We start from the raw sequence: 13989 nt of genomic DNA, 5'->3' as shown, positions 1-13989 counted from the left end.
GTATCCGTTCTGAGCTTGGCAAGCATATTGCCGTTCCTGCTTGTCTACATCCTCGTAACGCCTGGTTTTGCGACGCTGCTGCTGACGAATGGGACCGCGCTCTCGCGCTTCCTCCGGCAGGTCTTGACCAATGGGTTTGTGGTCGTTTTCCTCGTGAATTACTTGGGGTTCGTTTCCGCATCGGTCGCGCTGAAACAGTACCGGCATCGGCCGATCGTTTACCTGGTTTTAGATGGCCTGCTGCGGAGTGTCGCATTCATTGGGGTTCACATTGCCGTCTATGTGATGTCGGCCGATCTGTTCGGCTCGTTCAACGGCAGCCGTGCAACAGCGTTGAGCGTTGTCGGACCAACGCTCGAACGGTCGTTCATGTTTGGGAACATCTCGGGCGTATATCTCTACGCTCTCGCGCCCGGCACCTTCATCGCGCTTCTGGGGGTTCTGACAGAACCTTCTGGCGAAGCATCGAAGCCTACCATGTTCAGGACAATGAGCATGACCTTGCTGTTCAGCCTGACCCCGATCCTCCTCGTCACAGTCCTGTCCTACGCGTTAGGTCTGGCAACCTGAGGGGGCCATCCCAGTAGAATGCTCGCTGACTGTTATCTGATCAATTGTATCGGAATGTACGCTTGACCTTACCTGACTGGAACGTCGCAAGAAAAGCCCGAGCATCTACAGGAGTGCGACATGTCTGAAACTCAAAATGAAAAATCTGCAGGGTCATCGAAACTGATGCAATATGGGATGATGTCGTGTTGTGCCGTCATGTTTCTGCCGGTTGCCGCGTTCTTTATTGCAGGCGGCACGATCGCGGGTCTGTGGGGCAACGTCGGCCTTTTTGCGCCGCTCGCACTTTGTCTTGGCGCGCATGTCGTCATGCACAGGATGATGGGGAAGTCGTGTCACGGGTCAAAAGTTGAACAGGCGAACGAGGCGACTGTGGATGCAGAATTTGAAGATGGCCAAGCTCCCGAACGAGAACTGGTACGCGCCCGCTAGAACGCGGCTGACAATCGGAATTCCGATTGCAAGTATTCTGGCCCTCGGCGGTTGTGCCCAGCCGGCCTCGGGCAAGCTTTGCCCACTTGAGCCCCCTTCCGTGACACGGGATGCGGCACACGACGTCATGCTTCCCGTAGGATGTCGCTTGGTCGGTCAGTCTGAAGGAACTGCCCACGAAATAGTCTGCGACGATGGCCGGACCGGGTGGGCTTTCGATTAAGCATCGAACCTTGACCCTGCCGCACATTCACCAGCACTGCGATAGCCGCCCGCGCCACTAAGGGCGCAACCGTTCCAACGCGCTTTGCACGGCCTGGCGACGCGGATCATCTATCGGTACCACCGACAACAGGATTTCAGCGCGTTCAAAGGCCGTGACTGCCGGCGCGGTATCGCCCAGAACCGAATAGGCATTGCCAAGCCGCATCCATCCATCAAGATCGTCAGGTTCATCTTCCAGCCGCGTGGCCAGCCGTTCGACCATCGACCGGATGAAATCCTGTCGTTCCTCCACACTCATGTCCTGCGCGTTTTCGATGTCTTCCTGTGTCGGGCCGGGCGCACTGACCCCCGGGGCATAGTCGGCCAGCGAGATTGGAGCCTTGCCGATCTTCGCGCCAATCCGGTTGGCTTCGCCAACAAAGCTTTCCATCCAGGGGAAAAACCCCTCTGCATCGTCCAGCCGGGCCACCAGCGTTTCATGAGCCTGTGCGCCATCGCCCTTCTGCTCCAGCGAGACTGCCTTGAAAAAGGCAGCACCGGGATTGGAAGGATCCAGTTCGTAAGCCCGATCAATTACGGAGTCCGCTTCAGCTGTCACCACACCTTGCTCCGCGTAGATCAGAACCTCGGCCAACATGGAGAACACGGCGGAATCGGCCTCCGGTCGTTGCGCGACAACCTGATAGGCATCGGCAGCATCAGCAAAACGGCCCATTTTCGAATAGGTTTGACCCAGCAGCATCCAGCCTTCCGAGGCACCCCCCTGAGGGTCCGATTTGAGCCGGACATACAGACGATCTGTCAGATCGGCGATTTCCGCCGCGTCCTGCCGTTCAGCGGCTCGTTCGGCAAAGGCAACACCGGGGATCTCTGGCGAGCCCATTGCGGAGTAATATCCGAAAGCGAAAACCGGCACGAACACTGCGCTCAGAACGACCATCAAGCGGCCCCCTGCCGTCGGTTTCCCGTCTGACAGAACAGACCGGCGCGACTGCACGAGGATCCGCTTCTTGATCTCCTGCTCCGCCGCCGTGGCCTCGGCGTCGGAAATGACACCGCGCTCAAGGTCTCGCCGAACCTCATCCAACTGGTCCATGAGGACCGCATCCGACGTGTCAGCCGGGACCGGTGCCTGCGAGGACCGATGGCGCAGCGGCAGGCCCATGAAAAGTAGACCGACAACAGATAACAGGGCGAAAACCAACCAGATCATGAACCGTCCTTTGAAGCGTTCTCTTCAATGAAACGCGCAATTTCCGCTTTTTCGTCATCGGAAAATCCCGTTGCGGCAGCCCTGCGCCGGCTTCTCGAAATGACGGTCCAGCCGACAAGCAGCGAAACAAGCGCAAACACGAAGGGCGCCATCCAGAGCGCGAGAGTGGCGCGATTCAGGGGCGGGCGCATCAGGACATAATCGCCATACCGGGCGTGGATGTACGCGATGACCTCCTTGTCGCTGTCACCGGCAACAAGCCTTTCGCGCACCAGTATGCGCAGGTCCCGCGCAACCCCGGCGTTGGAGCTGTCGATGTCCTGATTCTGGCAGACAACGCAGCGCAGTTCCCGTGATATTTCACGGGCGCGTTGCTCCAGTACAGGATCCTGCAACATCTCGTCTGGCTCGACCGCCAAGGCCGTCACCGGAAGCAGCAGGATGAAAGCAAATGCGATATACCTCATCCGTTCTGGCCCCTTGCTAACGCGCCAGCCTGGATCAATGCTTCCCTGAATGTGGAAATCGCCGTTTCGCCCACGACGGGGCCGACATATCTGAACAACACCGTCCCGTCAGAGCCGACAATGAATGTTTCAGGTACGCCCGAAAGGCCCCATTCAATCCCCACTCTGCCGCTCAGATCAGACCCGATCCTTTCGTAGGGATTGCCAAGCTCAGCAAGCCATTTAGTCGCATCCTCCGGCTTGTCCTTGTAATTGATCCCGAACAACGTCAGCCCGTCCTTTTCGACCATCTGGGTCAGAACCCCGTGTTCGGCCCGGCAGGGCACGCACCACGAGGCAAACACGTTCACGATGACCGGTCGCGGGTTCCCGACCAGATCGGCGCGGGAAAGCCCTGGCGTCTCCAACCCGTCGACAGCGGCCAGATCGAATTCGGGTGCCGGCTGCGAGATCAGAACCGAAGGAATGTTGTTCGGGTCCCGGTCCGGGTTCAAGCCCCACAGAAAAAACCCCCCGAAAATGGCCGCGATTGCCAGCGGAATGAATGCCAGTATACGTCCCATGCCTACTCCGCAGGAAGTGCTGCGGGCGCTGTCGCCTTGCGACGGGGTGCCCCGACGCGCAACCGCCGGTCAGACAGCGAAAGACCCCCACCAAGCACAAGCATCGCCGATCCGATCCAGATAAAGTTGACCAGAGGTTCATACAGGATGCGCAGGGTCCAAGCCCCTTGCGTGCTCTCGTCCTCGGCGGCCGGATTTGCGATGGACGCATAGAGATCACCGGCCATTGTCGATCTGATGGCGCTCTCTGTGGTGGTGGTTTGCGCGACCGGATAGGTACGCCGCTCCGGGAAGAGATCGGTGACATAGTTCCCCTCCCGGGCCACACGAAGCGTGCCACGATCCGCGAAGTAATTTGGCCCACGCACACGTTCGGCCCCCTCAAAGGTGACATCGAACCCACCAATGCTGACCTCTGTACCGGGCCGGACAAAGATGATTTCCTCGGATTTCCAGACCGTCGAGCCGATAAATCCGAACATCGCCATCGCGAGCCCCGCATGAGCCAGTGTCATCCCATGAGAGGATCTGGGCAGGTTGCGTGCACGGCGCACCGATTCCGGGAACGGTGCCTCAAACAGCTTTATGCGCATCGCCCATTCCCGCAGGGTTGAGAAAAACAGCCAGAATGCAAGCATCAGCGACAGATACCCCAACACCGGACCGCCCTCGGCGAGATACCAGGTCACCAATGTCGCGAGCACGGCCAGAACGACCACGAAACGCAACCGCTGCAGAACGCCCGCCAGATCGGCACGTTTCCAGGACAGGTAAGGCCCCAGCCCCATCGCAAAGACGAGCGGCAGCATCACGGGAATAAAGGACGCATTGAAGAAGGGCGGCCCCACCGACAGTTTTTCACCGCCCGTCGCGGCTTCGTAGAAGAGCGGGTACAAGGTGCCGAACAGCACAATGCCGGTGGCCGTGGCCAGCAGCAGGTTGTTCACCAATAGCCCCGCTTCCCGGCTGATCGGCTTAAACAGGCCGCCGGGCTCCATTGTCGGCGCGCGCCAGGCAAACAGAGCAAGGGAACCGCCGATCGAAACGGCCAGCAATCCAAGGATATAAAGTCCCCTTTCCGGGTCGACCGCGAATGCATGCACAGAGGTCAGCAGGCCCGATCGGACAATGAACGTGCCCAAGAGCGATAGGGAAAAAGTCAGGATCGCCAGAAGGATTGTCCAGCTTTTGAACGCATCCCGTTTCTCCGTCACGATTGCGGAATGCAGCAGTGCCGTGCCCATCAGCCATGGCATGAAACTGACGTTCTCAACGGGATCCCAGAACCACCAGCCGCCCCAGCCAAGCTCATAATAGGCCCACCAGGATCCCAGCGCGATGCCTGCGGTCAGGCTCATCCAGGCAGCCAGCGTCCACGGACGTACCCACCGTGCCCAGGCCGCGTCCACCCGCCCTTCGATCAGGGCGGCAACCGCGAACGAAAAGACAATCGAGAACCCGACATACCCGAAGTAGAGAAGCGGCGGGTGCATGGCGAGACCGACATCCTGCAATAATGGGTTGAGGTCCTGACCGTCGTCTGCCGGAGGGAAAACGCGGTCGAAGGGATTGGACGTCAGCAGCATGAAAGTCAGGAAACCGACACTGATCCAGGCCTGCACCGACAGCGTTCTTGCCTTCAGCGACAGAGGAATGTTCGATCCGAAGAGGGCGACCGCCGCACCAAACACCGTCAGGATAAGGGTCCACAGCAACAGGGATCCTTCGTGACTGCCCCAGGTGCCTGCCACCTTGAACAGCATCGGTTTGAGTGAATTGGAATTCTCCACCACGTTCTTGACCGTGAAGTCGCTTGTGACGAAGGCTTGCATCAGCGCCAGAAACGCGATGCCGACAAAGAAAACCTGACCGAACGAGGACCATCTGGCAGACTGCATCCACAGGATGTTTCCGCGCCCCGCACCGAGGATGGGCAGCACACTTTGAACAAGCGCCATGGCCAAGGCCAGTGCCAGCGCGAAATGACCGATTTCAGGTGTCAAAGGATCATCAGCCTCTTCAATGAATTCACTGGATCGACGTCTGTCTAGCAAATCGTCCGGCGAACTGTGAGTGGTTGCTTTGTCACCGTTTGTAACAGGATGCTGTGACAAATGATTACAAAACGGCCCGCGCTTGGCCTTTAATCAAAGCGCTATAACGCCAATGTATCTAGGGTAAGTCTGAAAGGAATGAGAAATGAAAAAACAAGAAATTATTGCGCTTGGCGTGGTGATCGCGGTTGGCATGGCGCAAACAGCATTTGCGGAATCCGACGGGGCTGCCGACAGCAAGCCTGACAGCGGGAATATGTCCGGCATGGCGATGGGCGATGGCGACAATCAGATGGGCATGATGGGCGGGGACATGATGCCGATGATGCGAAAAATGATGAAGATGCATGCCGCTATGATGGGTGGCCAGGGCAACATGATGGGAATGATGGATCGGGACATGATGTCGACAATGATGTCCGGTGGACAGCCTCATGAAATGGCCGCGCAGATGTCCGAAAAAATGCGGGAGTTCGATGCGAATTCCGATGGAGCGTTGACACTTGACGAGTTCGAAGCCTTGCATATGGACGCAATGCGCGCGCGCATGGTAGATCGCTTTCAGCATCTCGATGCGGACGGTAACGGCCAGATCTCTCAGGACGAGATGGAAGATGCCGGTACACGGATGAGCAAAATGAACGGTACTTCCACCGGAACGGACATGGAAGGTCATCATGACAGCGAATAAGGGTCAAGCCTGCGGCACTCAGCTTGATGGGGGCAAATTATGGCCTTCTTTCTGACGCGCCGCGGCGCAAGCCTTGCGATGTTGGCCAGTTCCGTTGCACCTTTCTCGGCTGTCGCCCAGACCGCCGAGGTCTGGTCGGCGGACATGGCAGCAGATGCGCTGCAACAGGACCTGATCCGGATGATCGACGTTCGGTCGCGACCGGAATGGACCGACACCGGCGTTGCCGACGGTACCTGGCCCATCAGCCTGCATGAGGACCGTTTCGCCGAGCGGCTTTTTGCCGCCCGGGAACGGGCCGAAGGGCGGCCTGTCGCGCTCATCTGTGCGACAGGCGGGCGGTCTGGCCGCGTCATGCGAAGTCTTCGGCAGGCTGGCTACAGCGGCTTTCTTGACGTATCCGAAGGCATGCTCGGTTCTGCCGCCGGACCGGGCTGGATCGCGGGCGGTTATCCGGTCGTCAGTGTCGATATGGCTCTGGCGGCGCTGCCAGAGGAATTGAGTTGAAGTGAAACTGTTGAACCGTCGAGAACTGTTGGGCCATGCCGCAGGCTTTGGGGCTGCATTTGCCCTGCCATCGGCTGCATTCGCGGCATCGGACAAGAGGCTCGCGTATCCTCCCCTTCTCGATGCGACGACATCCCGGCTTTTTCAGCTGGAAGCCCGCACGGGCGAGACCCGTTTTGACGACGGTGCCGCCAGCGAAACGTTCGGCTACAACCAGGGATACCTTGGCCCGACGATCCGGGTGCAGGCCGGGGTCGAGACACGGGCAGAGGTGCACAACACGCTTGGCGAGCCGATGTCGGCGCATTGGCACGGGTTGGTTGTTGCCGGTGAGTTCGATGGCGGACCACATCAGGCCATCGCACCGGGAGACACCTGGAAGCCGGTGCTGGACCTTGACCAGCCCCCGGCAACGGCCTGGTATCACAGCCACATTCACGGCGCGACGGCACGGCAGGTCATGCTGGGGCTGGCGGGTGTTCTGCAGGTGACGGATGACGCGGATGACGCCCGTGGATTGCCATCCGCCTACGGGGTCGATGATCTGACCCTTGTATTGCAGGACCGTCAGTTCAACTGGCGCGGACGCCTGAAATACGATCCCGGCATGCACCAGTCCATGAACGGGTTTCAGGGCGACACAATGGTTGTGAACGGTCAAATCGGCGCGTCGGCAGCGGTTCCGAAGGGGATCGTGCGGTGCCGTGTCGTCAACGGCTCGAATGCGCGGGTTTACCGCCTGTCCATGTCTGACAGCCGGTCGCTTCATCTCATCGCGACAGATGCCGGATTTCTGGATCGACCGATTGCGCTGAACCGCCTGACCCTTGCACCAGGAGAGCGCGCAGAAGTGCTTGTGGATTTCACAAGCGGGCGGGACAGTGTTTTGAAGTCCGACGATATCATTAATTCGGCCATGGGCGGAATGATGGGCGGCGGCGGTTCCGGCAGTCCATTCACCGTGCTGCCTTTCGCTGTCGACACAACCCTTCCGGTTCGCATCGACGCCCTGCCCGGCTCTCTGGACGGGCAGTTGCCTGATCTTGCGGTCAAGGACGCGCCAGTCCGACGTCTGTCACTGGATATGTCGATGGGCATGGGGATGATGTTCTCGCGGTCCGGTAACCGATTTTCGATCAACGGCGCGTCATACGATTCGGGAACGCTCAATTTTTCCACCAAACTCAACAGCATCGAGCGTTGGATTGTGCGTGGGGCCATGATGATGCACCCGTTCCATGTTCACGGCGTCCGGTTTCAGGTCCTGTCGGAAAACGGTACGGCACCGCGTGCAGAGAACAGGGGTTGGAAGGATACGGTACTGGTGGATGGTGAAGTGGAGCTTGCGATGAAATTCGAAAAACCTGCCTCAGCGGCTGCGCCCTACATGTATCACTGCCACATTCTGGAACACGAAGACGGCGGCATGATGGGGCAATTCAGTGTTGCTTAGCGCAGAAATCCCTTTACCCTCCGCTGACAGGAACCTTTAGGGGAATCCTATTCCTCGATAGAGGTTTGAGATGAAAACCGAATTGCACATCAAGCGGCTGACCCTCGCCGGCGGGCTGTTGATCGTCATCTCTGCGCCTATGCATTTCATCTTGCCCGAGCAAAGGCCAATTGTCTTCGCAGCTCTCTTTCTTTTGGTGCTCCATGCCGCTTAGCAAACCGCGCCTGCATCGGGTTGGGCTATGGTTGGTGGTTGCGCTTGGCGTACTTTTGATAGCCATATGGGCAATGGGATATGGCCCGGCGATAGCCCGCGAGACTATCGAGGTCTGGATAGAGCGGGCCGGCGCTTTGGGACCGTTGCTCATCATCGTGCTCATGATGGTTTCGATCGTGGCAAGCCCCATTCCAAGTGCACCGGTCGCACTGGTGGCAGGCGCGGCGTATGGTCATGTTGCCGGAGCTGTCTATGTCGCCATCGGGTCGGAACTGGGTGCACTCGTGGCATTCATCATCGCCCGCTATATCGGGCGCGACCACGTTGAGCGCTGGCTTGGGGATAAGGCCGGTTTCGGGTTATTGGGCTCTCAAAATCTGTTGATGTTGACGGTGTTCGCGTCTCGCCTCTTGCCCTTCATCTCGTTTGACGCAATGAGCTACGCTGCCGGTCTCAGCCGCCTGCGCCTTTGGCGGTTCCTGATCGCAACTCTGGCAGGCATTCTTCCAGCCAGTTTCCTGCTCGCGCATTTCGGAGCAGAGGCCATGTCGGGAGATTTCGGCACTGCTGAGTGGATCATCATCGGTCTTGGATTGATGACTGCCGCACCGTTGCTGGTCGCAGCGCTCTGGCGAACAAATCGGTCAACCAACGCTTCCTAAGTCTGAGTATGTCAGCAAAAATGAAAACCGTGATTGCCTACTTTACCATTGACCTTCCCCCACAGGAAGCTGCGACCGTGAATCGCTATGGATACACAAACACCACAACTCCGCCGGGATTTCCTGTACTACGCCACCGCCGGAACGGGCGCGGTTGCCGTAGGGGCTGCGGTCTGGCCATTGCTCAATCAGATGAACCCATCCGCCGATGTCCGCGCGCTGTCCCAGATCCGCGTCGATATCTCCGGTGTGGAACCCGGAACGCAATTGACTGTCAGTTTTCTCGGCAAGCCGGTGTTCATCCGGCACAGGACCGACGCGGAAATCGCGCAGGCCCGTTCGGAAGATGTGCTTTCCCTTCCTGATACCGTCGCCAGAAATCCCAACATATCCGGAGATGACCTGGCCACCGATGCAAACAGGGCAGTGGCGGGAAATGAGAATTTCTTGGTCATGATAGGCGTTTGCACGCATCTGGGATGTGTACCACTTGGTGACGGAGCCGGCGATTTTGGTGGTTGGTTCTGTCCCTGTCATGGCTCCCATTATGATACAGCAGGACGCATTCGAAAGGGTCCGGCACCGGAGAACCTGCATATTCCCACGATGTCCGTTTCGGAAGACATGATACTGACCCTGGGCTGACAGGAGCTTCGCGCATCGCGAAGGCCCATAAAATTCATACGCAGCGTTGTCGGAAGAGTCTTGACCCTCCAGTAACTGGAAGGGTTATGTGTTCAATTGTCTTGAAAACGGGAATTAGAAGATGGCCACGGACCAAGAACATCATCACGACATGACGCGCACCTCGACCGCATCAGACCCAGATACAGCGACCGACCCGGTGTGCGGCATGACCGTCGAGATAGACGAAGACACGCGCAGTGCCGAGTATGATGGAGAGGTCTTTCATTTCTGCTCGGAAAACTGCGAAACCAAGTTTGGCAAAGACCCATTTTACTATGCGTCGGGAAACGCCCAAAAGACACCAGCACATGGCGAGGCCGGTACGCAATGGACCTGCCCGATGCATCCGCAAATCCTGAAGGATGAGCCCGGGTCCTGTCCGATCTGCGGCATGGCGCTTGAACCGATGCTTCCATCGGACGAGCCGTCAGAAGAGTTGTCCGATTTCACAACACGCATGTGGATCAGCGCGGCAGCCGCCGTTCCGCTGGTTATCCTGACGATGGGTGAACTGGTCGGCCTACCTGTGCGGGAATGGATCGGACATCAGACGGCTGTCTACATCGAATTCGTCCTCGCAACCCCGATCATTCTCTGGGCGGCTCTTCCCTTCTTCAAAAGGGGGTGGGAATCGATCAGGAATATATCGCCGAACATGTGGACCCTGATCGCGCTTGGCGTCGGGGCTGCCTATATCTATTCGCTTGCCGCAACATTCCTGCCCGGCATTTTCCCCGAAGCGTATCGAAACGGCCAAAGCGTCGGGACATATTACGAAGCTGCGGTTGTGATCGTTGCGCTGATCTTTGTCGGTCAGGTGCTCGAGTTGCGCGCCCGCGAACGGACGGGTGATGCCATCCGTGCATTGCTCGATCTCGCACCAAAAACGGCGCGGCGGATCCTGCCGGACGGGACGGAATATGACGCACCTCTCGAACACATTGTTGAGGGTGACAGGTTGCGGGTACGCCCCGGCGACAGCATACCCGTCGATGCCGAGGTCCTCGAAGGGCATTCATCTATCGACGAAAGTATGATCACCGGAGAGCCGTTGCCGGTCGAGAAAACACAAGGCGACCGGGTCACAGGCGGCACGATCAACAAGAACGGCACATTGGCGATCCGGGCCACACAGGTCGGTGCGGACACGGTCCTGTCCCAGATCGTGGACATGGTGGCAGGTGCAAAGCGGTCGCGCGCGCCGATTCAGGGTCTGGCGGACCGGGTATCGTCCGTCTTTGTTCCGACGGTTGTCGTCATTGCGATCATATCCTTCGTTGTCTGGCTGTTCTTAGGGCCCGATCCCGCGCTCGCCTTCGCTGTTACTGCAGCCGTATCCGTTCTTATCATTGCTTGCCCCTGTGCCTTGGGCCTTGCGACGCCCATTTCGATCACAACGGCGGCGGGCCGCGGGGCACAGGCTGGCGTTCTGATCAAAGACGCCGAAGCACTGGAACGCATGGCGCGTGTCGATACCGTCATCGTTGACAAGACCGGAACACTCACCGAAGGGCGCCCCAAGCTGACAGACGTGGTGCCCACGGGGGACAAGGCTGAAAATGACCTGCTGACAATGGCTGCGGCCCTCGAACGGGGCTCCGAACATCCGCTGGCCGAAGCAATAGTCGAGGGTGCGCTGGCACGGGGGCTGACGCTTCCGAACGCAACGGAATTCGAAGCCGTGACTGGCAAGGGCGTGAAAGGCATGGTCGATGGCCAGGTCGTGGCACTTGGGAATCCCGCCATGATGGCAGAGATCAACGTTGACGCTTCGATTGCGGAATTTGCTGCGGACGACCTTCGTGAATCTGGAAAGACAGCAATGCTTGTGGCGATAGATGGCACTTTTGCCGGCATTGTCGCTGTTGCCGATCCCATCAAGGAGTCCACGGCAGACGCCATCGATGACCTTCATCGCCTCGGTCTCAGGGTCATAATGGCAACCGGTGACAATCAGAAAACCGCCGAAGCCGTCGCCGCAAAGCTGGGTATTGATGAAGTCCACGCAGGCGTCTTGCCCGAAGACAAGAAGGCATTGGTGGACTCCCTCAGACAAGAAGGGGCCCGGATCGCCATGGCAGGAGACGGCGTGAACGATGCCCCTGCCCTGGCGGCGGCTGATGTGGGCATTGCGATGGGCACCGGTGCCGACGTTGCCGTGGAAAGCGCAGGCATCACCCTTCTGGGTGGTGATCTTGTCGGCATCGTGCGTGCGCGCCGATTGGCAAAGGCAACGGTGCGAAACATCAAGCAGAACCTGTTTTTTGCCTTCGCCTACAATACCGCAGGTGTGCCCATCGCGGCTGGTATTCTCTACCCGTTTTTCGGCCTTCTTCTGTCGCCGATGATCGCCGCCGCCGCGATGAGCCTGTCTTCGGTCTCCGTCATTAGCAATGCACTGCGGCTGCGACGGGTACGGCTTTAGTCGCAAACTAAGGAGATAGATGATGGCAGGCGGACATCAGGGGCATATGCCGTCCGGCGGCAAGGGGCTGGCGATATCAGCCTAGTTGACCGGCATCTATTTTGTGATTGAACTGGCGATTGGCCTATGGACAGGGTCAATCGCGGTCATCTCCGACGCGTTCCATACCTTTTCGGCCGTGGGCGGTGTGCTGGTCGCCATTGTCGCGGCGCGTATGGCGTTGCGTCCGGCGGATGAAGAGCGGAGCTTTGGCTGGGCGCGCGCCGAAATCATCGGCGCCCTTGTGAATGGCGGCTTCTTGCTGGCCATGGCGGTTGTTGTCATCGCGATGGCTGCCATGCGCATGTCTGCGCCAATTGATCTTCCAACGGGTCCGATGCTGATTGCGGCTGCCGGGGGGCTCTTTACGGAGTTCATTTCGCTTGCGCTGATCTGGAAGCAAAGCAAGGAAGATCTGAACACGAAGGGAGCGTTCTGGCATATCATCCAGACCTTTGTTGGCAGTCTGTTGATCATCGTGACCGCCCTCGCAATCGAATTCACCGGGTTTCTGCTGATCGACCCGCTGCTTGGCATGGCGTTCGGGTTTGTCCTGCTATGGGCGAGCTGGGGATTGCTGAAAGAAGCGGCGCATCTTTTGATGGAAGGCACGCCTCCCGAAGTGAGTCTGCCTGAAATCAAACGTACCCTTGAAGAACTGCACGAGGTTTCCGATGTTCACCATATTCATGCCTGGGCGCTGACAAGTGGCAAGCATGTCTTCTCCGCGCATCTGCGTGTCACAGATCAAGAAGAGGTCCTGCAAACCGCCTACGACATGCTGCGTAAGGACTTCGGGTTCTTTTTCGCAACCCTGCAGATCGAAACACGGTGCTTCGACGAAAGCGGCGCTGAGGCAATCGACCTTTCAGCGGCGAGCAGTAAGACAGGGCATAACGGCGATCTTTGAAAACAGGTCATCGTCGCGGGCAGCAATTCTCATTGTTATCGGGCAAGCGAAATACCCGCCAAGCTTTGCTACCGCACCTTTTGTTATCTCGAACCGGGCATGGTCCGGCTGATCCATTCAGGGGCGCAAATGATACGTTCCCCGGGTCGGATTTGCGATCCGGCCATCATTCACAAGCTTTCGCAAGGCCCGATAGGTGGCCTCGTGCGAAAGGTGCAGCGCGCTGGCAAAATCGACAACGGAGCTTTCAAGCAGGCCCGCCACCATACCGGCATAGACCCGTTCTTCTGCGCGGCGGATGCCTACGATCTCAAGCGCCTGACGTTGCGCTTGTATCTGCTGTGCCGCTTGCCGCGCATAGGCGCGTGCAAAATCCGGATCTGCAAAGGCAGACAAGACCGCCGCTTTGTCGATCTGTACAAACGCCCCAGCCTCCGCCACGACCGCATCGCAGTGGTATCTATCCGAAAACACCGATGCTTCGGCAAGGCTCATCCCGGGCTCGGCACGGTAGATGATAAATCGTTCGCCATCCGGGCCGACACGCTCAAGATGAACGCGCCCGCACTTAACAACATAAAGGCCGCAGGTCCGCGCGCCCTGACGAAAGACCGTATCCCCTGCGGCCCTCGTCAGCGGACGCAAGGCGGAGGGCGGTATGAGATTATAGGGTTCAGGCATCATATGATCCAAATCATATTTCAGGGTCCGATCAGGTACTAGGCTGAATCCGAATACACTCAGGAAAGGCTGGTCCATGCGACTGATACCCGTTCTCTTCGCTGTCTTGCTTGCGACACCCGTTACGCCGCAACAAATGCATTCATCCATGGGTCACGCGTCCGACGCCCCAGGAAACCGGCCAGTCCGCCTTC

The 13989-nt window shown here is 58.4% G+C and carries 15 protein-coding genes; 10 read left to right on the top strand and 5 right to left on the bottom strand.

All coding sequences use genetic code 11. From position 1 onward, the window contains the following. The first annotated feature begins 27 nt into the window (after nucleotides 1–27). Together J7392_RS22480 and J7392_RS22475 are read left to right on the top strand one after the other, a co-directional pair. Nucleotides 28–570, top strand: a complete 543-nt coding sequence (locus tag J7392_RS22480; RefSeq protein ID WP_209219500.1) for a hypothetical protein — start codon at nucleotides 28–30, stop codon at nucleotides 568–570. A 120-nt stretch (nucleotides 571–690) separates the two neighbouring features. Then, nucleotides 691–1002 (top strand): DUF2933 domain-containing protein, encoded by a 312-nt coding sequence (locus J7392_RS22475; protein WP_209219499.1) that lies wholly within the window; start codon nucleotides 691–693, stop codon nucleotides 1000–1002. 280 nt (nucleotides 1003–1282) lie between these two features. On the opposite strand, the gene ccmI is transcribed toward J7392_RS22475, so the two are convergent. From ccmI to J7392_RS22455, 4 genes are read right to left on the bottom strand one after another with little or no spacing between them, the layout of a single operon-like run. Further along, nucleotides 1283–2440: a c-type cytochrome biogenesis protein CcmI gene (gene ccmI, locus J7392_RS22470; RefSeq protein ID WP_209219498.1), complete on the bottom strand. Its 1158-nt coding sequence runs from the start codon at nucleotides 2438–2440 to the stop codon at nucleotides 1283–1285. Next, nucleotides 2437–2907 carry a cytochrome c-type biogenesis protein gene (locus J7392_RS22465; RefSeq protein ID WP_209219497.1) on the bottom strand — a complete coding sequence of 157 codons (471 nt, stop codon included), beginning with the start codon at nucleotides 2905–2907 and terminating at the stop codon, nucleotides 2437–2439. The genes ccmI and J7392_RS22465 overlap by 4 nt, the downstream gene beginning before the upstream one ends. Continuing rightward, complete coding sequence (locus J7392_RS22460) at nucleotides 2904–3470, bottom strand: DsbE family thiol:disulfide interchange protein (protein ID WP_009824474.1); 567 nt, start codon at nucleotides 3468–3470, stop codon at nucleotides 2904–2906. The genes J7392_RS22465 and J7392_RS22460 overlap by 4 nt, the downstream gene beginning before the upstream one ends. Before the next feature lie 2 nt (nucleotides 3471–3472). Then, nucleotides 3473–5473, bottom strand: a complete 2001-nt coding sequence (locus tag J7392_RS22455; protein WP_043847210.1) for a heme lyase CcmF/NrfE family subunit — start codon at nucleotides 5471–5473, stop codon at nucleotides 3473–3475. Between the two features lie 196 nt (nucleotides 5474–5669). Between J7392_RS22455 and J7392_RS22450 the strand changes: the two genes are divergently transcribed. The 8 genes from J7392_RS22450 (at nucleotide 5670) to J7392_RS22415 (ending at nucleotide 13114) form a co-directional block, all read left to right on the top strand. After that, the gene (locus tag J7392_RS22450; protein ID WP_043847211.1) at nucleotides 5670–6215 is read left to right on the top strand and encodes a calcium-binding protein; all 546 of its coding nucleotides are present in this window, start codon (nucleotides 5670–5672) and stop codon (nucleotides 6213–6215) included. A gap of 39 nt (nucleotides 6216–6254) precedes the next feature. After that, nucleotides 6255–6722, top strand: a complete 468-nt coding sequence (locus tag J7392_RS22445; RefSeq protein WP_043847215.1) for a rhodanese-like domain-containing protein — start codon at nucleotides 6255–6257, stop codon at nucleotides 6720–6722. Nucleotide 6723: 1 nt separating this feature from the next. Beyond that, nucleotides 6724–8175, top strand: a complete 1452-nt coding sequence (locus J7392_RS22440; protein WP_043847217.1) for a multicopper oxidase domain-containing protein — start codon at nucleotides 6724–6726, stop codon at nucleotides 8173–8175. A 70-nt stretch (nucleotides 8176–8245) separates the two neighbouring features. After that, on the top strand, nucleotides 8246–8389 hold the full coding sequence (locus J7392_RS22435; protein ID WP_009824469.1) for a hypothetical protein: 144 nt from the start codon (nucleotides 8246–8248) through the stop codon (nucleotides 8387–8389). After that, entirely contained in the window at nucleotides 8379–9053 is a 675-nt protein-coding gene (locus tag J7392_RS22430) for a TVP38/TMEM64 family protein (RefSeq protein ID WP_043847219.1), read from the top strand. Before J7392_RS22435 ends, J7392_RS22430 begins: the two co-directional genes overlap by 11 nt. Nucleotides 9054–9140: 87 nt before the next feature. Beyond that, nucleotides 9141–9698 carry a ubiquinol-cytochrome c reductase iron-sulfur subunit gene (gene petA / locus J7392_RS22425; protein WP_009824465.1) on the top strand — a complete coding sequence of 186 codons (558 nt, stop codon included), beginning with the start codon at nucleotides 9141–9143 and terminating at the stop codon, nucleotides 9696–9698. Between the two features lie 121 nt (nucleotides 9699–9819). Next, complete coding sequence (locus J7392_RS22420) at nucleotides 9820–12165, top strand: heavy metal translocating P-type ATPase (RefSeq protein ID WP_043847221.1); 2346 nt, start codon at nucleotides 9820–9822, stop codon at nucleotides 12163–12165. 85 nt (nucleotides 12166–12250) lie between these two features. Next, the gene (locus tag J7392_RS22415) at nucleotides 12251–13114 is read left to right on the top strand and encodes a cation diffusion facilitator family transporter (protein ID WP_227512169.1); all 864 of its coding nucleotides are present in this window, start codon (nucleotides 12251–12253) and stop codon (nucleotides 13112–13114) included. A gap of 117 nt (nucleotides 13115–13231) precedes the next feature. Here the strand turns inward: J7392_RS22415 and J7392_RS22410 are convergent, their stop codons facing one another. Then, nucleotides 13232–13945 (bottom strand): Crp/Fnr family transcriptional regulator, encoded by a 714-nt coding sequence (locus J7392_RS22410; RefSeq protein WP_247744727.1) that lies wholly within the window; start codon nucleotides 13943–13945, stop codon nucleotides 13232–13234. Nucleotides 13946–13989: the final 44 nt, after the last annotated feature.

The organism is Sulfitobacter sp. R18_1 (genome assembly GCF_017743915.1).
GTDB classification, from domain to species: Bacteria; Pseudomonadota; Alphaproteobacteria; order Rhodobacterales; family Rhodobacteraceae; genus Sulfitobacter; species Sulfitobacter faviae.
Note: the sequence above shows the minus strand (reverse complement) of the source record. Positions and strands in the feature narration are given on the sequence as shown.